22 protein-coding genes and 2 pseudogenes are annotated in these 19,907 nt (G+C 27.8%); 23 read left to right on the forward strand and 1 reads right to left on the reverse strand.

Translation table 11 applies throughout. From position 1 onward, the window contains the following. The first annotated feature begins 171 nt into the window (after positions 1–171). The 7 genes from AC4KN9_RS01605 to AC4KN9_RS01635 are packed head-to-tail and all read left to right on the forward strand — an operon-like array spanning position 172 to position 5,057. Positions 172–1,080: a DUF1385 domain-containing protein gene (locus tag AC4KN9_RS01605; RefSeq protein WP_491016934.1), complete on the forward strand. Its 909-nt coding sequence runs from the start codon at positions 172–174 to the stop codon at positions 1,078–1,080. After that, positions 1,070–1,876: a peptide chain release factor N(5)-glutamine methyltransferase gene (prmC, locus tag AC4KN9_RS01610; protein ID WP_491016935.1), complete on the forward strand. Its 807-nt coding sequence runs from the start codon at positions 1,070–1,072 to the stop codon at positions 1,874–1,876. The genes AC4KN9_RS01605 and prmC overlap by 11 nt, the downstream gene beginning before the upstream one ends. Next, positions 1,861–2,937 carry a peptide chain release factor 1 gene (prfA, locus tag AC4KN9_RS01615; protein WP_491016936.1) on the forward strand — a complete coding sequence of 359 codons (1,077 nt, stop codon included), beginning with the start codon at positions 1,861–1,863 and terminating at the stop codon, positions 2,935–2,937. The genes prmC and prfA overlap by 16 nt, the downstream gene beginning before the upstream one ends. 14 nt (positions 2,938–2,951) lie before the next feature. Next, entirely contained in the window at positions 2,952–3,236 is a 285-nt protein-coding gene (locus AC4KN9_RS01620) for a hypothetical protein (protein WP_491016937.1), read from the forward strand. Next, positions 3,233–3,952, forward strand: a complete 720-nt coding sequence (locus tag AC4KN9_RS01625) for an alpha-hydroxy-acid oxidizing protein (protein WP_491016938.1) — start codon at positions 3,233–3,235, stop codon at positions 3,950–3,952. Before AC4KN9_RS01620 ends, AC4KN9_RS01625 begins: the two co-directional genes overlap by 4 nt. 15 nt (positions 3,953–3,967) lie before the next feature. Then, entirely contained in the window at positions 3,968–4,777 is an 810-nt protein-coding gene (locus AC4KN9_RS01630) for an Mrp/NBP35 family ATP-binding protein (protein ID WP_491016939.1), read from the forward strand. Further along, complete coding sequence (locus AC4KN9_RS01635) at positions 4,767–5,057, forward strand: VanZ family protein (RefSeq protein ID WP_491016940.1); 291 nt, start codon at positions 4,767–4,769, stop codon at positions 5,055–5,057. Before AC4KN9_RS01630 ends, AC4KN9_RS01635 begins: the two co-directional genes overlap by 11 nt. Positions 5,058–5,148: 91 nt before the next feature. Here AC4KN9_RS01635 and AC4KN9_RS01640 read toward each other — a convergent pair whose 3' ends face one another. Continuing rightward, complete coding sequence (locus tag AC4KN9_RS01640; protein WP_491016941.1) at positions 5,149–5,466, reverse strand: Asp23/Gls24 family envelope stress response protein; 318 nt, start codon at positions 5,464–5,466, stop codon at positions 5,149–5,151. A 120-nt stretch (positions 5,467–5,586) separates the two neighbouring features. On the opposite strand from AC4KN9_RS01640, the gene AC4KN9_RS01645 reads away from it, so the two are divergent. From AC4KN9_RS01645 to AC4KN9_RS01720, 16 genes and pseudogenes are all read left to right on the forward strand, one after another. Continuing rightward, positions 5,587–7,443 carry an acyltransferase family protein gene (locus tag AC4KN9_RS01645; RefSeq protein ID WP_491016942.1) on the forward strand — a complete coding sequence of 619 codons (1,857 nt, stop codon included), beginning with the start codon at positions 5,587–5,589 and terminating at the stop codon, positions 7,441–7,443. A gap of 89 nt (positions 7,444–7,532) precedes the next feature. Then, positions 7,533–8,192 carry a hypothetical protein gene (locus AC4KN9_RS01650; RefSeq protein ID WP_491016943.1) on the forward strand — a complete coding sequence of 220 codons (660 nt, stop codon included), beginning with the start codon at positions 7,533–7,535 and terminating at the stop codon, positions 8,190–8,192. Positions 8,193–8,320: 128 nt separating this feature from the next. Beyond that, positions 8,321–9,064 (forward strand): Fe-S cluster assembly ATPase SufC, encoded by a 744-nt coding sequence (gene sufC, locus AC4KN9_RS01655; RefSeq protein WP_491016944.1) that lies wholly within the window; start codon positions 8,321–8,323, stop codon positions 9,062–9,064. Beyond that, positions 9,057–10,460, forward strand: a complete 1,404-nt coding sequence (sufB, locus tag AC4KN9_RS01660; protein WP_491016945.1) for a Fe-S cluster assembly protein SufB — start codon at positions 9,057–9,059, stop codon at positions 10,458–10,460. The genes sufC and sufB overlap by 8 nt, the downstream gene beginning before the upstream one ends. A 9-nt stretch (positions 10,461–10,469) precedes the next feature. Continuing rightward, entirely contained in the window at positions 10,470–11,270 is an 801-nt protein-coding gene (locus AC4KN9_RS01665; RefSeq protein WP_491016946.1) for a SufB/SufD family protein, read from the forward strand. A 34-nt stretch (positions 11,271–11,304) separates the two neighbouring features. Continuing rightward, complete coding sequence (locus AC4KN9_RS01670) at positions 11,305–11,502, forward strand: SufD family Fe-S cluster assembly protein (protein ID WP_491017916.1); 198 nt, start codon at positions 11,305–11,307, stop codon at positions 11,500–11,502. A gap of 14 nt (positions 11,503–11,516) precedes the next feature. After that, positions 11,517–12,737: a SufS family cysteine desulfurase gene (locus AC4KN9_RS01675; protein ID WP_491016947.1), complete on the forward strand. Its 1,221-nt coding sequence runs from the start codon at positions 11,517–11,519 to the stop codon at positions 12,735–12,737. Further along, a complete protein-coding gene (gene sufU, locus AC4KN9_RS01680) occupies positions 12,727–13,155 on the forward strand; it encodes a Fe-S cluster assembly sulfur transfer protein SufU (RefSeq protein ID WP_491016948.1) in 429 nt (142 codons plus the stop codon). The genes AC4KN9_RS01675 and sufU overlap by 11 nt, the downstream gene beginning before the upstream one ends. Positions 13,156–13,503: 348 nt before the next feature. Further along, a pseudogene (locus AC4KN9_RS01685) lies at positions 13,504–13,710 on the forward strand (IS3 family transposase); the annotation flags it as partial. A 15-nt stretch (positions 13,711–13,725) separates the two neighbouring features. Continuing rightward, positions 13,726–13,935 (forward strand): annotated as a pseudogene (locus AC4KN9_RS01690) (DDE-type integrase/transposase/recombinase); the annotation flags it as partial. 71 nt (positions 13,936–14,006) lie between these two features. Then, the gene (locus tag AC4KN9_RS01695; protein ID WP_491016949.1) at positions 14,007–14,180 is read left to right on the forward strand and encodes an IS3 family transposase; all 174 of its coding nucleotides are present in this window, start codon (positions 14,007–14,009) and stop codon (positions 14,178–14,180) included. A 149-nt stretch (positions 14,181–14,329) separates the two neighbouring features. Further along, positions 14,330–14,470, forward strand: coding sequence for a helix-turn-helix domain-containing protein (locus AC4KN9_RS01700; RefSeq protein WP_491016950.1), 141 nt, complete (start codon positions 14,330–14,332; stop codon positions 14,468–14,470). After that, a complete protein-coding gene (locus AC4KN9_RS01705; RefSeq protein WP_491017917.1) occupies positions 14,467–14,532 on the forward strand; it encodes a helix-turn-helix domain-containing protein in 66 nt (21 codons plus the stop codon). Before AC4KN9_RS01700 ends, AC4KN9_RS01705 begins: the two co-directional genes overlap by 4 nt. 2 nt (positions 14,533–14,534) lie before the next feature. Then, positions 14,535–18,227: an N-6 DNA methylase gene (locus AC4KN9_RS01710; protein WP_491016951.1), complete on the forward strand. Its 3,693-nt coding sequence runs from the start codon at positions 14,535–14,537 to the stop codon at positions 18,225–18,227. A 50-nt stretch (positions 18,228–18,277) separates the two neighbouring features. Beyond that, positions 18,278–19,261 carry a site-specific tyrosine recombinase/integron integrase gene (gene xerA, locus AC4KN9_RS01715; protein WP_491016952.1) on the forward strand — a complete coding sequence of 328 codons (984 nt, stop codon included), beginning with the start codon at positions 18,278–18,280 and terminating at the stop codon, positions 19,259–19,261. A 21-nt stretch (positions 19,262–19,282) separates the two neighbouring features. Beyond that, positions 19,283–19,825, forward strand: a complete 543-nt coding sequence (locus AC4KN9_RS01720) for a restriction endonuclease subunit S (protein ID WP_491016953.1) — start codon at positions 19,283–19,285, stop codon at positions 19,823–19,825. Positions 19,826–19,907 lie beyond the last annotated feature (82 nt).

Here is a 19,907-nt window from a genome sequence, read left to right on the forward strand (position 1 = left end):
ATTTTTATAACTTTGAAAAAAGAGATAGTTGATAGCTATCTCTTTTTTCATGAATTTAATTGAGAATAAAACTATTTATTTTGCTAAAAAACTTTCTATATATTTATATTAAGGTTAGAGCTTAATCATTAAATATGATATAATGTTATAATGTCAATAAGGAGAAACAATATGGAAAAAATAAAAAAAACAACCATAGGTGGACAAGCACTATTTGAAGGTATACTTATGAAAGGTCCATACCAAACTTCAATAGCAGTAAGAAAACCAGATGGAGAAATAGAGACTAAAATTATCGATAGAACAGAAATAGATAAAAAATATAAAATATTTAAATATCCTTTTTTCAGAGGAATGGGTGCATTATATGACGCCATAACTAATGGTATTAAAGCTATAGATTATTCTGTAAGTTTTATTGAAGAAGATAAAAAAGAAAAATCTAAATTAAGACAAAACATTGAAAATATATTTAATAGTATGTTATCTTTTTTTATGATTATTGTTTTTATAGTAGGTTTTTTTTATGGACCTACATGGGTATCTAATCTTTTTAGAGATAGCATAAAATCTGTATTTTTATTAAATTTATTAGAGGGATTGATAAGAGTGGCTTTATTTATAATATATGTAATGGTAATTTCTCAATTAAAAGATATAAAACGAGTTTTTGAATACCATGGAGCAGAACACAAAACAATAACTTGTTATGAACATGGAGAAGAGTTAACTGTAAAAAATGTAAGAAAGTACTCTATGCTACATCCAAGATGTGGTACTAGCTTTATGTTTAATATGGTTATTATATCAGCCTTAGTCTTAGCTCTTTTTGGATGGCCAAATCCTATTCTTAGATTTATCACTAGAATTATAATTATTCCTATTTTAGTAGGTATAACATATGAGTTAAATAGATGGATGGGTAAATCGGACTCTCTATTATCAAAATTACTTGCTAAACCAGGTATGTTTGTCCAATATATCGGGACTGTTAGAGAACCTAAAGATGATATGATAGAAGTAGCGATAGAAGCTATGAAAATGGTTATACCTGAGGATGAACACGCAGATGAGTGGTAAGACAATATCTGAGCTAATTAATTCTGATTATAGATATTCGGAAATTATACTACAATATTTATTAGATTGTACGTCATCATATATTAAATTAAATAAAAATAGAATACTAGATAAATGCATAGTTGAAGAATTTTTAGAAATTCAAAGAAAAATCAAAGACGATTTACCTTTACAATATGCGATTGGAAAGTGGAACTTTTATGGTAGAGATTTTATTGTAAATGAAGATGTTTTAATTCCTAGACCAGAAACAGAAATATTGGTAGAAGAAGTCTTAAAAGAAGATATTGAAAATAAGAAAGTTTTAGATATAGGTACGGGAAGTGGAGCGATAGCAATAAGTATTTCAAAAGAAAAAAAAATATTAGTTTATGCATCAGATGTCTCAAGAAAAGCTATAGATATAGCTAAAAAAAATTCAGAAAAATATAAAGCAGATGTTAAATTTATACTTTCTGATGTGTTTGATAATATAACTGAGAAGTTTGATATTATAGTTTCGAATCCACCATATCTTACCGAATCAGAATATGAAAAAGTTGATAAATTGTTATACAAAGAGCCTAAGAATGCACTTGTAGGTGGGATTAAGGGTTACGAAATTTATAAAAAAATAATAGAAGATTCTATACATCACCTGAACAAGGGTGGGAAGATATTTTTTGAAATAGGATATCAGCAATCAAAAATAGTTACGAATCTACTAAAAGATAATGGATATGATAAAATAAAAGTACTAAAAGATTATAATAACTTAGATAGAGTAGTGGTAGGAGAATTATGTTTGAACAATTAGAGAAAACTAGAGAAAATTATTATGAATTAGAAAAAAAACTAGCTGATCCAGAATTATTAACTAAGATGGATGAGTGGAAAAAAGTTAATAGAGAATATAACGAATTAAAGCCGATAGTAATGGCTCTTGAAGAATATAGAAGCAATGAGCAAAGAATTCAAGAGAATAAAGAAATGTTGGATATTGCTGAAGAAGATGACATGATAAATCTATTAAATGAAGAAATAAAGGATTCACAGTCAAAATTAGAAAAATTAGAAGATAAAATCACATTTTTATTAATCCCTAAAGATCCAAATGATCATAAAGATGTATTTGTAGAGATAAGATTTGGAGCAGGTGGTGATGAGGCAGGACTTTTTGCAGGTGAACTATATAGAATGTATGAAATGTACGCATCTAAGTCTGGGTATAAAACAGAACTTTTAGAACTTTCAGAACAGGGTATTGGTGGAATTAAAGAAGTTATATTTATGGTTAAAGGTGAAGGGGCATACTCAAGATTAAAATACGAATCAGGTGTGCACAGAGTTCAAAGAGTACCTCAAACAGAAACATCAGGACGTATTCATACGTCTACAGCAACTGTTGCGGTATTGCCTGAGGCGGAAGAAGTAGATATTGAAATTAATGAGTCAACAGATTTAAGAATTGATTATTTTAGAGCTTCAGGAGCGGGTGGACAGCATGTCAACACAACAGACTCAGCTGTACGTATTACACATATACCATCAGGACTTGTAGTAAGCTGTCAAGATGAAAAATCACAACATAAAAATAAAGCAAAGGCGTTAAAAGTTCTTTATGCAAAAATTTATGAACATATGATAGAAGAACAGCAAAAAGAATTTGCTGACGATAGAAAATCTCAAGTTGGAACTGGAGATAGATCCGAAAAAATTAGAACTTATAACTTTCCTCAAGGAAGAGTTACAAATCATAGAATAAATAAAACGATTTATCAACTTGACTCATATTTAAATGGGGATATTGAGGACATGATAGATGCTCTAGTACTAGAAGACCAAACAAAAAAATTAGAATTATCACAAAGTAAATAAAGAAAGCGTACATTATGGACTACAAAAAAGATTTATATATTAATAATACGCTATTAACGCAAACATCGGGAGATACTCTACTTAAGGATATATATATCGAACATAATTCCCTTCCAGAAATAAAATTTGATGAAATAGACACACGAACTAAGATATTTGGAAAGGAAATTTCATTTCCACTGTTGATTAGTCCCATTGCTGGTGGTTCAGAGTTAGGATATGATATAAATGAAAAATTACATCTTTTAGCGAAAAACTTTAATTTACCACTTGGGATTGGATTCAGCAGGAAAATTTGACAGATGAAGATTTATCACAATTATATATAGATAGAAATAACTGTTATGATAATATTTTGATTTCAAATCTTTCGTACAGAGCAAGTCTAGAAGAAATAGAAATTGCAATGAATAAGATAAATGCTAAAGCGGTAAGTATTTACTTGAATAGTACACAGGAAGCCGTTAGTTATGATAGAGATAAAGATTTTACTAAAGTTATTGAAAATATAAAAAATATAGCAGATGTTCATTCTAACCACCTAATTGTTAAGGAAAAAGGAAGTGGAATGAGTAAAAAAACTGTAAAAACTTTATTTGATTGTGGGGTTAAGTATATAGACATTAGTGGATACGGTGGAACAAATATTGTTGAAATGGAAAATCTTAAAAATTATAGAAATGATTTCTCATATTTGTATGAATGGGGAGTGCCTACTGCAAAATCAGTCTTGAATGCTAGAAGCGTAAGTGATGAATTAAAAATAATTGCAAGTGGAGGCATAAAAACAGGGCTTGATATTGTGAAAGCATTGATCATTGGTGCAGATTATGTTTCAGTGGCTGGAGAATTATTAAAACATGTATTACATGGAGGATATGATCAAGGCAAAGATTATTTAGAAAATCTTATTTACAGCACTAAATTAGTTATGTTTCTATTAGGAGTAAAAAACATATCTGAATTAAAAAAAGTAGAGTATAAAATAACTGGAAAATTAAGAGAGATATTGTAATTGAGGGGATAATTTATGAATTCAAATTTAGATGACAGAGAAAAAAGAGCACAATTTCGCTTAGATCAAAATGAAAATAGTAATATAAAAAATGTTATAGCAATTGTAAGTGGTAAGGGTGGAGTTGGAAAATCTTTTGTAACATCTCTATTAGCATCTGAAATGAATAAAAGAGGTTATAAAACAGCCATACTAGATGCTGATATTACTGGTCCTTCAATACCAAGAGCCTATGGTCTTAAAGATAGATTGATTATGACAGATAAAGGAGTAGAACCTTTATTAACTAAAAATGGTATAAAAGTTGTTTCTTCAAACTTACTTTTAGATGATGAATCTTCAGCTATAATTTGGAGAGCTCCATTATTAACATCAGCAATAAGGCAATTATGGACTGATATAGCATGGGGAGATGTGGACTTTATGTTTGTAGATTTACCACCAGGTACCACAAATCCACAGCTAACAGTATTTCAATCTATCCCATTGATGGGTATTATAGTAGTAACTAGTCCTCAAGAACTTGTTTCAGTAATAGTTGAAAAAGCAATGAATATGGCAAAAAAAGTAGAGATTCCTATTATTGGATTAGTTGAAAATTATTCATATTTTGTCGCCCCAGACACAAAGAAAAGATACAATATTTTTGGAGAAAGTAATACGAAAAACATTATTGAGAAAAATAATATAGATTTATTAGATGAAATACCATTAGATCAAGAAATTGTAAAAAAAGTAGATTCAGGAAAGTTAGAAGAAATAGAGGGAATTTATTTAAATAATACGATTACTAAAATATTGGAGTTTTACAAAGATGGAAAATAATCAGACAAATGATTCAAAATCACAATTAAAAAAACAAATTAAATTTATAAGAATGACTAATATAGTTATATTTATAATGATGGGAGTTATTATATATGAATCATATAAAAAAATACCACATTTTTATTCGTATTTACTCTTAGGGATAGTTTTTATAATGATGGCATTTAATCAGTTTATTTACTATAAAAGATTAAATAAAAAGAAAAATATTATTTTTCTTGTACTCTATTTATTATTGGGAATAATGGTTATATCGTATAGGTTAATGAATAAATAAAGGTTCAACAAATATTTGTTGAATCTTTTTATATAAATTAAAACAAAAAAGTGAATACCAAAAATGTTTTTGGTATTCACTATAATTAGTACTATACAGATTTTACAAATACATTAACTTCCTTTACATCAAATCCTAACATTGTATGAATTTGTTCGTTAATAGATTTTTGTATTTTTTCAGTTGTAGCATAAATATCTTTCATGCCATCTAAAGAAACACTTAAGGCAATTTTGATATCATTATCATCAACTACTGCAATAACGCCATCTTTTTTATTTTTTTCTATTTTATTTCCTTTATATCCTATCACGTGTTTAACGCCTTCAACTTGAAGTGCTGTTTCTGCGATTAATTGTTCAATAATATTATGAGAAACTTTCACAGAACCATTATTAAAATCGGTCATAATAACCTCCTATTTGTTATTCTATAGTTTATTATATGTAAAATAATAATTTAATGCAAATTAGATTTTATTTTATATAATCTTTTAAATATGTTAAAATATAAAGGTATAGAGGTTAATATGAAGAAAAGAGAAGCAGCAGGATTAAATTTATTAAAAACAATAGCTATAATTTTTATAGTTATTTATCATGTCGACAAGGGGCTATTACCAGGAGGATTCATAGGAGTAGATTTATTTTTTGTTATATCTGGATATTTACTAGCACATTCAATGTCTAAAAATCAAGATATCAGCCTTAAACAAATCATTATGAAGAGATTTAGACAATTATGGCCTGGATTATTTTTTATGATATTTCTAATCATGATATTTATAACTATGTTTAATAAACCAGTATTAGAAAATTCTAATATTGATGCAATAACTGGTCTTACATTTACCTCCAACTGGGGATTAATATTTAGAAATATAGGATATTTTGATAATTTTATAGTGAACCCATTCAAACATTTATGGTATATAGCAGTTCTCTTGCAATCATTTTTAATAATTAATATACTCTTTAGGGCTTTTGGAAGATTAAATATTTTTAACAAATACAATGCCTTTTTAGGTTTAATGATAATAATGGCAATAGGAAGTTTTTTATTGCAAAATATATTATTTGATGAGCATAATGTAAGCAGAGTATATTATGGTACAGATACAAGAATATATACCATTATAATTGGGGTGTTAGGATATTATTTTAGACCAATTGACTTTTTAAAAAGTAAGCCGGATACCAAAAAATTTTTACTAATTAACTTAGGTGGAATATTATCACTAGCAGTGTTCGTGTTTTTTGTACTAAATGCATCAGAATTCTATAGTTGGGTTTATAGATATGGATTCTTACTATTTGCATTAAATTCGCTATTGTTGATATATACTATTGGATCGGATGCAAATATAATCACTAAAATATTTTCAAAATTAAAATTTCTTACATTACCCGGACGATATTCATATGGGATATTTTTATGGCATTATCCGATTATTGTACTAACTCAAACTGTTGGAGAAAGAGCATCACCAAATATATATCTTACATTAATAAGATTATTATTTGTTATAATGATTGCTGGAGTTTCCTATAGGTACATTGAAAAACCGATAAACAAATATGGATTTATGAAAACAATTGATAAAAATGGATGGACTGTAATATTCAAGTCTATAGTATTTTATCCATTTTTAGCACTTTTTATATTAGGATTAACAGGGATATCTGTTCCTGTTGTCTCAACAGCTTTTATTAATACAAAACGAAATGTTGATTTGGAAGATCAATTAATTGCAGATGGAAAACCAAATAAAAACAAAGAACCAGAAAATAATAGACCAAATTCTGAAACTAAAAAAGAAAAAGAAAATAATAGACCAAATTCTGAAACTAAAAAAGAAAAAGAAGATAATATAATAGAAAAAGAAACGCAAAAAGAAACACAAAAAGAAAAAACAAAAGAATATAATCAGTTAGTACTTATTGGAGATTCACTTGGAGTAAATATAGGCGATAAATTACTTCAAGAATATCCAAACACAATTGTAGACGCAAAAGTTAGTAGACAGTTGTATAGATCATTTGATGTTGCAGAAAAGTATAAAAATTATGATTCTAAAAATACAGCAGTTATTTTTTCACTAGGCACAAATGGAATGTTTACTGAAATGCATTTAGATAAAATAATTTCATATTTTCCAGAATCAAAAAAAATATTTTTTACAATAAAAGCTCCGGTTGCATGGGAAAGAAAAGCTAATGAATTATTAAAAAGTTATGCAAAAGATAAATCTGATGTCGAAGTAATAGACTGGTATAGTATAGCGAACGAACATCCAGAATATTTAGCATCAGATAGGACCCATTTAGTAAGAGATGGAGTAGATGTAATTATAAAAGAAGTACAAAAGGTATTAAATAAATATTAAAATAATTGGACAGAAATTTCTGTCCAATTATTTTATATTATTGAAATAATCATATTTATGATATAATAACACGTATGAAGAAAGAAAAAATGTACAAAGAAAAATTAATAAAATTATTAACTTATTGGGTTGTTGAAAAATATATAATGTCTATTTATCATGAAGAAATATACACATATCACTTTGGAAGATTAGAGCTAGAAAATAAAGAAAAAATATTAGAATTTCTAATTCTAGAATTTAAGATTCAAGAAATGAACTCTTTATCAAATTATATTGAAGATAATCAGAAAGTTGAAATTATAGCAGATTTATTAGGCCGAATAGAATTTTATGATTTACAACGACAAATAGATGAATTAAAGTATAAACTTAAATATAACGTTGAAAATATAAAATTTATTAATAGTATTAGAAACAATAAAATTTATGATACTATTAAGCATATATTAAGTAAAACATCATATTTTGTAAATGATAATTCTAATAATATAGATTTAGGAAATAAATTTTTTAAGTCACTAAAAGAATTTAAATTTGAGAAAATCAATTATTTTAACAAAAAAGCTAAAAAATTATCTAGTAGCACATACAAAATTGATAAAAAAACATATAATATACGTATAGACGAAATAGAAAACTTAATGAAAAAATTAGAACGAAGTCATCCATATAATCTTTGGAATTACTTTGAAAATCAAGAAGAAATAAACAAAAAAAAAATTAGATCTAAAAAAAGATATTATTAAAAATACAAATTCTGTAGATTTATTATCTAGAGTATATTTGCAAATAAATGAAAATAATAATAGCTTATCGAATTAAAAAATTTAAACTTAATTCATACTAAATTAGTAGACATTAATAGGGGGGATATATGCTACAAATTACAAATCTTCATGCTCAAATTGAAGAAAAGAAGATATTAAAAGGAATTAATTTAGAAATTAGAAAAGGTGAAGTTCATGTTATTATGGGCCCAAATGGCTCAGGAAAATCTACATTAACCAAGGTACTTATGGATTATCCAGACTATGAAGTTACAGACGGTGAGATATATTTCGAAGGAGAAGATATTTCAGAATTATCTACAGATAAAAGAGCTAAATTAGGGATGTTTCTATCATTTCAAAATCCAGAAGAAATAGAAGGAGTTAGTGTAGATAACTTTATTAGGACTGCTCAGATAAACTTAACTGGAGAAAAACCTCAATTATTAAATTTTAGAAGAGGATTAAAAAAACAATTGGAAGAATTAGGCTTTAAGGCAGATTATGCAAATAGATATGTAAATGTGGGATTTTCTGGTGGTGAAAAAAAGAAAAATGAAATACTACAAATGAAAATGATGGATCCAAAATTTGTTATGCTTGATGAAACTGATTCAGGACTTGATGTTGATGCTACAAAAACTGTGTCAAAAGAAGTTGATAAATTTTTAAATAAGGAAAAATCAGCATTAATAATTACTCATCATAGTTCTATTTTAGAGAGTATTGTACCAGACAAAGTTCATGTAATAATAGATGGTAAAATAGTTAAATCAGGTGATTCAAGCTTAATTCAAGAGATTGAAAAATATGGTTACCAAAAATTTAGAGATGAGGTAACAAATGACTAAAAGAACTCAAGTTGCCGATATCGATAGAGGTATATTTGATAAGAAAAATGAATTTAAATATTCTAAAAAATCTGAAAAAGGTCTAACAGAACATGTGATTAGATTAATTTCAGAAGAAAAAAATGAACCAGAATGGATGCTAGAAAAAAGACTTGAAGGTATGAAGTTATATTATGAACAAGAAAATCCAACATGGGGACCAGATTTATCAGAAATCGATATGGATGAAATCACTTTATATATAAAACCAGAAGCTAGAGATAGTAATGTATGGGATACATTGCCTGATGATATAAAACAAACATTTTACGATTTAGGTATACCACAAGCAGAGATTGATTCTCTGGCAGGAGTTAGTGCACAATATGATTCAGAAACAGTATATCATAATGTTAAAAATTATTTAACAGATATGGGTGTTATTTATGTAAATATGGAAGAAGCAGTTCAAAAGTATGCTGCATTGCTAAAAAGATGGTTTGGAAAAGCTGTAATGCCAGATTTACACAAATATGCAGCTCTACATTATGCTGTATGGTCGGGGGGCTCATTTGTTTACATCCCAAAAGGAACTTATGTTGATATTCCAATACAATCTTATTTTAGATCAAATGCACCAGGGGCAGGACAATTTGAACACACGTTTATTTATGTAGATGAAGGAGCATATGTTCATTATATAGAAGGTTGTTCAGCACCAAAATATAATGTTGTAAATATACATGCCGGAGCAGTTGAGCTATTTGTTAGAGAAGAGTCACATTTAAGATATTCTACAATAGAAAATTGGTCTAGAAATATGTACAACTTAAACACTAAAAGAGGTATTGTTTGGCAAGATGCACATCTTGAATGGATATCAGGATCATTTGGGTCAGCAGTATCTATGCTTTATCCATCATCGGTACTAATTGGTGAAAATGCAAAATCTGATTATACTGGTATTTCTTTTGCTAATAATGGACAAATTTTAGACACAGGCACAAAGGTAGAGCATGCAGCACCAAACACATATTCAACAATAAACGCAAAATCTATTTCAAAATCTGGCGGAGAGGCATATTATAGGGGATTAGTTCATTTTAAGGAAAATGCAGCAGGTTCAAAATCAAATGTAAATTGTGAATCTTTAATGTTAGATAGAGAATCTGTTTCGGATACCATTCCAGTAATGATTATAGAAAATGATGATGTAGACTTAGGACATGAAGCTAAAATTGGTAGAATTGATGAGTCTAAAATTTTCTACCTAATGAGTAGAGGACTCTCAGAAGAAGATGCGAAGGCAATGTTAGTTCGTGGATTTGCAGAACCTATTGCAAAAGAACTACCTATGGAATATGCTGTAGAAATGAATAATTTAATAAACCTTGAGCTTGTAGGCTCAATTGGATAGGGGGGCAAAATGACAAAAGTTAATACACTTCCTACAATTACTTGGAGATATTTAGATTCTAATCATGTGAATCTAAATTTAGAACATTTAAAAATAGAGCAAGATAAAATAGAAAAGAAAGTTTCTGATGAATTTCATTCACAATTTAATAACATTAAATATGGATTAAGCGAAGAAGTACTTAAGATAAATGAAATCTATAGAAATTATGAAAAATATTATGAATTTACCGATGAAGAAAAGATTGAGGAAAAATATATTTTAGATAACGATAAATTTTATTTATCAGATTTACATGCTATAAATGTAAAAGAAGGATCAAATGCAAGTTTGCTTCTTGATTATCAATCATCTAAGGGGCAAAAGTCACTTAGAAATACCGTTATAAAAATAAAAGCAGAAAAAAATTCTAAATTAAAAATTATTTTAATTCAAAGACTATCAAAAGAATCTGAAAGTTATACTTCAATTGTTTCAGACATTGAGTCAGGAGCAAATGTAGAACTAATTCATATTGAGATTGGATTTAATAAGTCTTATTCAAATTATGCAGTAAATCTTAAAGAAGAAAGTGCTAACTCAATGATTAGAACAGCATATTTTGTAGATAAAAGTAGATATCTTGATTTAGGATATGTAATGACACATATAGGACAAAAGACAATATCCGATATGGTAGTAAATGGAGTATTAAAGGATAAAGCAAAAAAAAGATTTGCGGGTACATTAGACTTTAAGAAAGGATGTACTCTTTCAGAAGGAAATGAAGAAGAGTTTGTGACGCTTTTAGATTCCGACTGTAGTCAATAGAGCAGTACCAATACTTTTAGCAAGAGAACATGATATAGTAGGAAATCATGCAGCATCAGCCGGTAGAATAGATAAAGATATGTTATTTTATATAACTTCAAGAGGATTTGATTCACTTGCAGCAAAAAAAATTATAATTGAATCTAAGATTAAACCGGTTCTAGACTTAATAGAAAATGAAGAAATTGCCGAAGAAATTTTAGAAGAAATAAGAGATGGTATAAAAAAATAAATTTAAGGGAAAATATGGATATAGATAAAGTAAGAAGGGAGTTTCCCTTCTTTTCAAGTGAATTAAATAAAGATACAGTATACTTGGATTCGTCGGCAACCACACAGAAGCCAAAAGTTGTAATTGATGCTATTTCTGATTATTATATTCACCATAACTCTAATATTAATAGAGGTGCATATGAAATTGCTGTAAGAAGTACGCAACTATATGAAAAAGCAAGAAAAAAAGTTGCACAATTTATAAATGCACCATGTTCGGATAATATTATATTTACAAAAGGTACTACAGAATCAATAAATTTAATTGCATATGGATATGGGTTAAAAAAACTAAAAAAAGGTGATGAAGTATTAATATCCGTTGCAGAACATCATGCCAATTTAGTTAATTGGCAGTTCATATGTGAGCAGACTGGTGCAAGCTTAGTTTATTTCTATCTTGATGAGTACTTAAACTTTGATATAAATGATTTTGAATCAAAATTAAACAAGAATACCAAAATAGTATCTTTCACAGCTCAATCAAATGTACTTTCATTTGATGTTCCTATTACAAAAATGATTTCAAGAGCAAAAGATATAGGGGCTATAACAATTGTGGATGCGGCACAATATGTAGCACATAAAGATATTGATGTTCAAAAATTTAATTGTGATTTTTTAGCTTTTTCAGGGCATAAGATTTACTCTGGGCAGGGTATTGGTGTTCTTTATGGTAAAAAAGAATTATTATCCTATATAAATCCATTAATATATGGAGGTGATATGATAGAGTATGTGCATGAGCAAAAAACTACATTTACACCAGCCCCAAACAAATTTGAAGGAGGAAGTCAAAATATTTCGGCAGCATATTCACTTGCAGTTGCGATTGATTATATAAATAATATTGGTTTAAAAAATATTAGAGATAGAGAAAATAAGCTAATTTTATATGCTTTAAGAGAAATGCAAAAATTAGACTTTATAAAAATATATGTACCAACAAAAAACTTTTCTGGAGTGAATATAATATTCACAGTTAATGGTGTGCATCCTCACGATGTTTCTCAAATTTTTAATTTTGAAAATGTTGCGATAAGAGCAGGGCATCATTGTGCACAGGTACTTCACAGATATTTAGGAATAAATTCATCTTGTAGAGTATCAGTTGCATTTTACAATACATTTGAGGAAATCGACAAATTTATAAATACGCTAAAAAAAGTTAGAGAGGTCTTTTATGGAAATTAATCAATTATACACAGAACTTATAAAAGAACATAGTATGGATAAATCAAAGAAGAGATCTTTAGACGATAAAACAGATTCAGAATTAGGATTTAATCCATCTTGTGGCGATGAATTAATCCTAAATCTAAAAATTGAAGATGGAATAATAAAAGATGCTACATATGAAGGAGTTGGTTGTGCTATTTCTCAAGCATCAACATCTATGATGATAGATGTTATAAAAGGTAGGACTATAGGAGATGCAAAAAAAGTAGTAGAAATTTTTCTTAAAATGATTAAGGATGAAATCACTGATGAAAAAGAATTAGAAAAGCTTCAAGATGCAATAGTTTTGAAAAATATAAGTAAATTACCAGCAAGAGTAAAATGTGCAGTTCTTACTTGGAGAACGCTTGAAAATATGCTTGAAGAAAAATAGTGAAAATATTAAATATATCAAAATAACATAAAAATTTCTCTTACTTGGTTTTGATATGTATCCTCTTTATTGGACAAACCAGTAAGGAGGATATTTTTATGAAATATAGTTATTTACGTTGTCTTTAGAAATATTTTAAGGAGAATAAAATGAAAAAACATTTAAATAGTTTATTAAAAAAATATCATTATTTATGACCTTGACTTTATTTGAGATTTGTGTTGTACCAAATTATTTTGAAGCTATAAGATTATTTATGATTTAAGAAATTATAGGGTGGTTAGTGATAATTTAGAATCAAAAATTACAGAAGCAAAGAATTCTAACAATATATGAGGTAGATACGGATATAGAAGAGTGACTATTGTATTAAAGAATAAAGGATTTAATATCAATCATAAAAAAGTTTTAAGAATTATGAGAGAAGAATCCTTACTATGCTCTAAATTTAAGACTAGATTGAGAAAATATTTATCGTACAAGGGACAAATAGGTAAGGTAGCGAATACTCTTTTAAAAACACGATTTAAAGCAAGTAAACCAAATGAGTTATGACTAACAGATGTAACTGAATTTAGAATCAAAGGCCAAGAAAAGAAACTTTACTTATCACCAATATTAGACATATACAATAGCGTAGTAATTAGCTATACACTAAGTAATCACCCAACAATTAACTTAACCAATGCAATGCTAGAAAAAGCGTTAGATAAAAACAAAGATATTAAAAACTTAACTATACACTCAGATCAGGGATTTCACTACCAACATAGTTCATGAACTAATCGATTGGAAAAATGAACATAGTTCGAAGTATGTCAAGAAAAGGGAATTGACTAGACAATTCTCCAATGGAAAACTTCTTTGGTGTGCTCAAACAAGAAATGTATTATGGAGCTGAATTTAAAAGTTATGATGAATTAATTAATGAGATAGAAAAATATATCAAACGGTACAATGAAGACAGGATAAAGACAAAATTAAACGGAATGTCACCTGTTGATTACAGATTACATTCCGCTTAAAATATTATTAAATTATTCCGTTTTTACGGGTTCAGATTAATATATCCGTCTTAAAAAATAGGTGAAGATTATGTTGTAAAATGTGTTATAATATTTTCATTGAATATTTTCATTTATTCGTGAATTATGTATTGTTACAAGGAGTACACATGGCTATAACATATCGAAAATTATTCCATTTATTGATAGACAAAAATATGAGTGTTTCAGATTTACAAAAGAAAGCTGGATATAGTGCTAATATATCAACCAGATTAAAAATGATGATTACGTTTCTCTTGAAACAATAGAGAAAATATGTAGAGCTTTGAATTGCAAAATTGAGGATATTATAGATATCAAGGAGGATTAGGAGTGATAACAAAATCAAATTTAAAAGACGTTCTAAAATTAATCGGATATGAAGAAAATAAAAATCAAGAAAGATATTTAACAAAAAAGTACCCAGAATTTGATTGCTCCATTTCTGTTGATTTTGAAAATGAAAAAATAAACTATCCTGAAGACAAAGGTCTAATGGTATATAAAAGAAGTACATGTAATTTTTCTGACTCTGAAAATTTTGTTGTTTTAGAATGTGTGACAAGATTAATGGATAAAGGCTATCGACCAGAACATATAGAAATTGAAAAGACATGGTCTTTAGGACATGATCAGAAAAGTGGTAGAGCAGATATTTTAGTAAAAGAAAGTAGCGGAAAAACTCTTTTTATAATTGAATGTAAAACTTATGGTAAAGAATATAATAAAGCCCTAAAAGACACTCTAAACGATGGAGCACAATTATTTTCTTATTGGCAACAAGAAAAATACTGTAAATGGCTTGTTCTATATGCATCCACACTTGATAGAAATGAAGTTAACTATAAAACATGTGCAATTAACTGTAGTGATGATAAAAACTTAATAGAACTCGCAAAAAAGGATTTATCAATTCTTCTTTATAAAAATGCATATACAGTTCCAGATTTATATACTGTTTGGAAAGAAACTTATGAAAAAAGATTATTGGGCGACATTATATTTAGAGATGATTCTATAGCTTATCAAGTTGGCGTTAAACCATTAAGAAAACAAGATCTTATTGATTTTTCAGAAAAAGATAAGGAAGTAAATAGATTTGAAGAGATATTAAGACATAATAATGTATCTGATAAAGAAAATGCCTTCAATAGGCTAGTAGCACTTTTTATATGTAAACTAGTTGATGAAATACAAAAAACTGATACAGATATTGTCGATTTTCAATACAAAGTTGGAACAGATACTTATGAAAGTTTACAAGATAGACTCCAACGTCTACACAAAGAAGGTATGGAAAAATTTATGAAAGAAGATATTTTTTACATACCTGAAGATTATGCAAAAAGAACCATAGAGCAATATACAGGCAATAATAGAACTGAATTAATTAAGGAGCTTGACAATACTCTACGTATCTTAAAGTTCTACACAAATAACGACTTTGCATTTAAGGATGTCCATAATGAAGAATTATTCCTTCAAAATGGTAAAATTCTAGTAGAAGTTGTAAAACTATTTGAAAACTATAGGATTATTGGATCAAAAAATCTACAAATGTTAGGAGACCTTTTTGAACAGCTTTTAAATAAGGGTTTTAAGCAAAATGAAGGGCAATTTTTCACACCAGTACCTATCACTCATTTTATTTGGGATAGTCTTCCTTTAGAAAGAATAATAAGACAGAATGAAAAAGTAAACTTTCCAAAAATAATTGATTATGCTTGTGGTGCTGGACATTTTTTGACAGAAGGTTTTGAAGCTATCAATGATATTTTTATTTTTCTTGATCCAGACATGAATATTGATTTCTCGTGGGCAAGAGACAACATTTATGGCATAGAAAAAGATTATAGACTTGCTAGAGTATCGAAAATATCGCTATTCATGCATGGAGCTGGAGAAGGAAATATTGTATTTGGTGATGGACTGGAAAACTATAAGGAAAAAGAGATTATTCCTGAAAGTTTTGATATTTTAGTAGCAAATCCACCTTATTCTGTTTCTGCTTTCAAACCACATTTAAATCTTAAAAATAATGATTTTAAAGTTTTGGATATAGTTAAAAATACAGGCTCTGAAATAGAAACTCTTTTTGTAGAAAGAATTTCACAACTTCTAAAGCCTAAGGCTGTTGCTGCTGTTATTCTTCCTTCCTCTATACTAAATAAAGAAAATGAAAGCTTTATTGTAGCACGTGAATCAATTCTAGAAAACTTTAAAATTAGATCTGTAGTATCCTTATCTAGCAAAACCTTTGGGGCAACTGGAACAAATACAGTAATTTTATTTTTAGAAAAGTTTGATGAACCGCCTAAAAAAGTAGATTTGATAAAAGATAGCGTGAACTCTATTATAGAAGGGAAAGCTCTTAAAGATTGGGAAGATGAAATCATATTTAAGGAATATCTAAAAACAATAGGCGTAGAAATAGAAGATTATAAAAAATTCATTGATAAAGGCTTAAACTATGACGAATATAAAAATAAATATTTTAAAAATTATATGTCAAGCTTTTTAGGCTTAAGTTCTGTTAAAAAAAAGAAAAAACAAAAGACTTTCACAAAAAAAGAAAAAACTGAGCAGGATATCATCTTAAATAAAATGTTCTATGACTATATTTTTGAAATTGAAAGAGAAAAAATTAAATATTTTTCCCTAACTTATAAGGAAAGGACTCTAATAATAAATGCACCAAACGACAATAAAGAACAAGAAGAATTTTTAGGCTATAAATGGTCTAATAGAAAGGGACAAGAAGGAATACAGATAACAAATTCTGGTGGGAAGCTGTATAATAGTGAAGATAGGCGAGACAAAAATAACCTTGCATCTTTGATTAGAAAGTCATTCTATGGAGAAGAATACTCTATTGATGACTTAGATGAATACTACTATTATCTAAATACTAAAGATATGATAGACTTTAGGAGTGTGCAATTTAATAAGGGAATAAAAACTAGAAAGGTTAAAATTTTAAAAGATGATCCAACTTTAACAACCTATTACCTATCTGATAAAAAAATATTTGATTTATCAATAGGAGATAGAATTCTAAATGACGAACTTGAAGAAGATGGGAAAATACCTGTTTACAGTGCTAATGTTTTTGAAGAATTTGGTAGGATTAACAAGAAAAATATTACTGATTTTTCAAAACCATCGATTTTATGGGGTATTGATGGCGACTGGATGGTCAATTCTATTTCAGCAAATAAAGAGTTTTATCCCACAGACCATTGTGGCGTTTTGAGATTAAAAACGGATAAAATTTTACTTGATTATTTAGTCTATGCCTTACAGGTTGAGGGAGAATATGAGAGATTTTCAAGAAACTATAGAGCATCAATACAAAAAGTTAGACAGTTAATTATCCAAGTTCCACCTATTGAAGAACAAGAAAAAATCACCGAAGAAATTAAAAAAGTAGATTTAGTAATAGAAGAACAAAAATATGCAATTGATAAATATGATGAAGACATCAAATCAAAATTTGTCGAGATGTTTGAAGGTGGTAATTATTTAAAAATTTCGCTAGAGAATTTGCTATTGCCTGTAAAAAATGGTGAAACAAAGTTACCAAAGGAAAAAATAATGACGGATGGCAAATATCCTGTTATTACACAGGAGTCTAATTATTTAATATCTGGATTTACAGATGAAGAGATTGCTATCAGTGACTATCCGTTAATTTTGTTTGGAGATCATAGTTGTTGTTTTAAATATATTGATTTTGATTTTGTTAGGGGAGCAGATGGAACTCAGCTAATTAAAGTTGATGATAAAAATATTAATTTATTATATTTATATTATTTTTTACATTCTGTAAAGATTGAAAATTCAGAAAAGTATGAAAGACATTATAAATATTTAAAAAGAATAGATATATCTATTCCACCTAAAGAACTACAAGACAAGTTTGCATCCTATGTAAAAGAAATCGACAAATTGAAATTTGAAGCGAGTGAAAGAAAGAAAAAATCAGAAATAGAAAAGGAAAATTTAATAGAGAAATATTTTAGATAAAATAGGTCCACCATCTTACTATCTGTATTCAAATTTTTAAGGAGGAAATTATGAAAAATTTAGTTATTACAAAAATTATGCAAGAAATGGTGGGCTATTTAAATAATGAACAGTTGGAAATACTTGAAAAAACTTTAAATTATTCACTCTGGAATAAGGAAATCATAGAGAAGGATGATTTAAATCTAAGTGATGATTTTGATTATTTAGCTGAGTTTCTATCCGCAAAAAAAGTTGAAGGTTGCTCTGAAAGAACTCTTTCCTATTATAAAAGTACTATAAAAAAAATGATGAATAGTATAAACAAGCTCGTAAAACAAATAGAAACCAGCGATTTACGTTCTTACATAGCATCTTATTCAGATAATAAAAATATAAGTAAAACAACATTAGATAATATAAGGAGAATTATATCTAGTTTCTTTTCTTGGCTCGAAGAAGAAAATCATATAATTAAAAGTCCAGCAAGACGTATTCATAAAATTAGAACTGGAAGTACTGTAAAATCCGTTTACACAGATGAAGAATTAGAACTATTAAGAGATTCCTGTAACAATATAAGAGACTTATCTATTATAGATTTTCTAGCTTCTACTGGAGTGCGTATTGGTGAACTTGTAAAAATTAATATTTCAAACATAGATTTTGATAAGAGGGAATGTCTTGTCCTAGGTAAAGGAAATAAAGAACGAATTGTTTATTTTGATGCAAGAACTAAAATTCATATCTTAGATTATATTGATAGTAGGACTGATGATAATGAAGCTCTTTTTGTGTCTTTAAATAGACCACACAGTAGACTAAATATATCAGGAGTTGAAATTAGACTTAAAAATCTTGGGAAAAAACTTAACATTGATAAAGTACATCCTCATAAATTTAGAAGAACTCTGGCAACAAAGGCTATTGATAAGGGTATGCCTATAGAGCAAGTCCAAATACTTTTAGGACATACAAAAATAGACACCACTTTACATTACGCAATGGTAAACCAAAATAATGTAAAACAGTCACATAGAAAATATATAGGATAATTCAAATCAAAATTTGTCGAGATGTTTGGTGATATAAATATTGACTATAATAAATGGGGCTATAAGAAATTACATGATATTTGTGATGTTAGAGATGGAACACATGAATCTCCAAAATATGTTAAGGAAGGATTCCCATTACTAACTTCTCAAAACTTTACAAATGGTTTTGTAGATTTCTCAAATGCAAATTATATATCTAAAGATGACTTTGATAGTATTAATATTCGTTCTAAAGTAGATGTCGGAGATATTGTAATGCCAATGATTGGTACTATAGGAAGTCCAGTTATAGTTGATACATCAGAAGAGTTTGCAATAAAAAATGTGGCTTTGATTAAATTTAAAGATTCAAAATTTAAAGCAGAATACGTAAAACAGATTCTTGATTCAGACTTTTTAGAAAATGTTGTTGAAAATTCAAACAGAGGTAGTAATAGAAAATTTATATCACTAGGTGATATTAGAAATATTAATATTTTAGATGCACCTATTCACCTACAATATGAATTTGCATTTTATGTAAAAGAAATCGACAAATTGAAATTTGAAAGTGTTAAATGAGTGATTGCGAGACTGTGTAAAATTTTGTGTATAGAAACCTCCTGATTAGGGTAAAGAAAAACTAATTAGGAGGAATTTTTAT

Source organism: Helcococcus sp. SA-HE-C1, assembly GCF_985670335.1.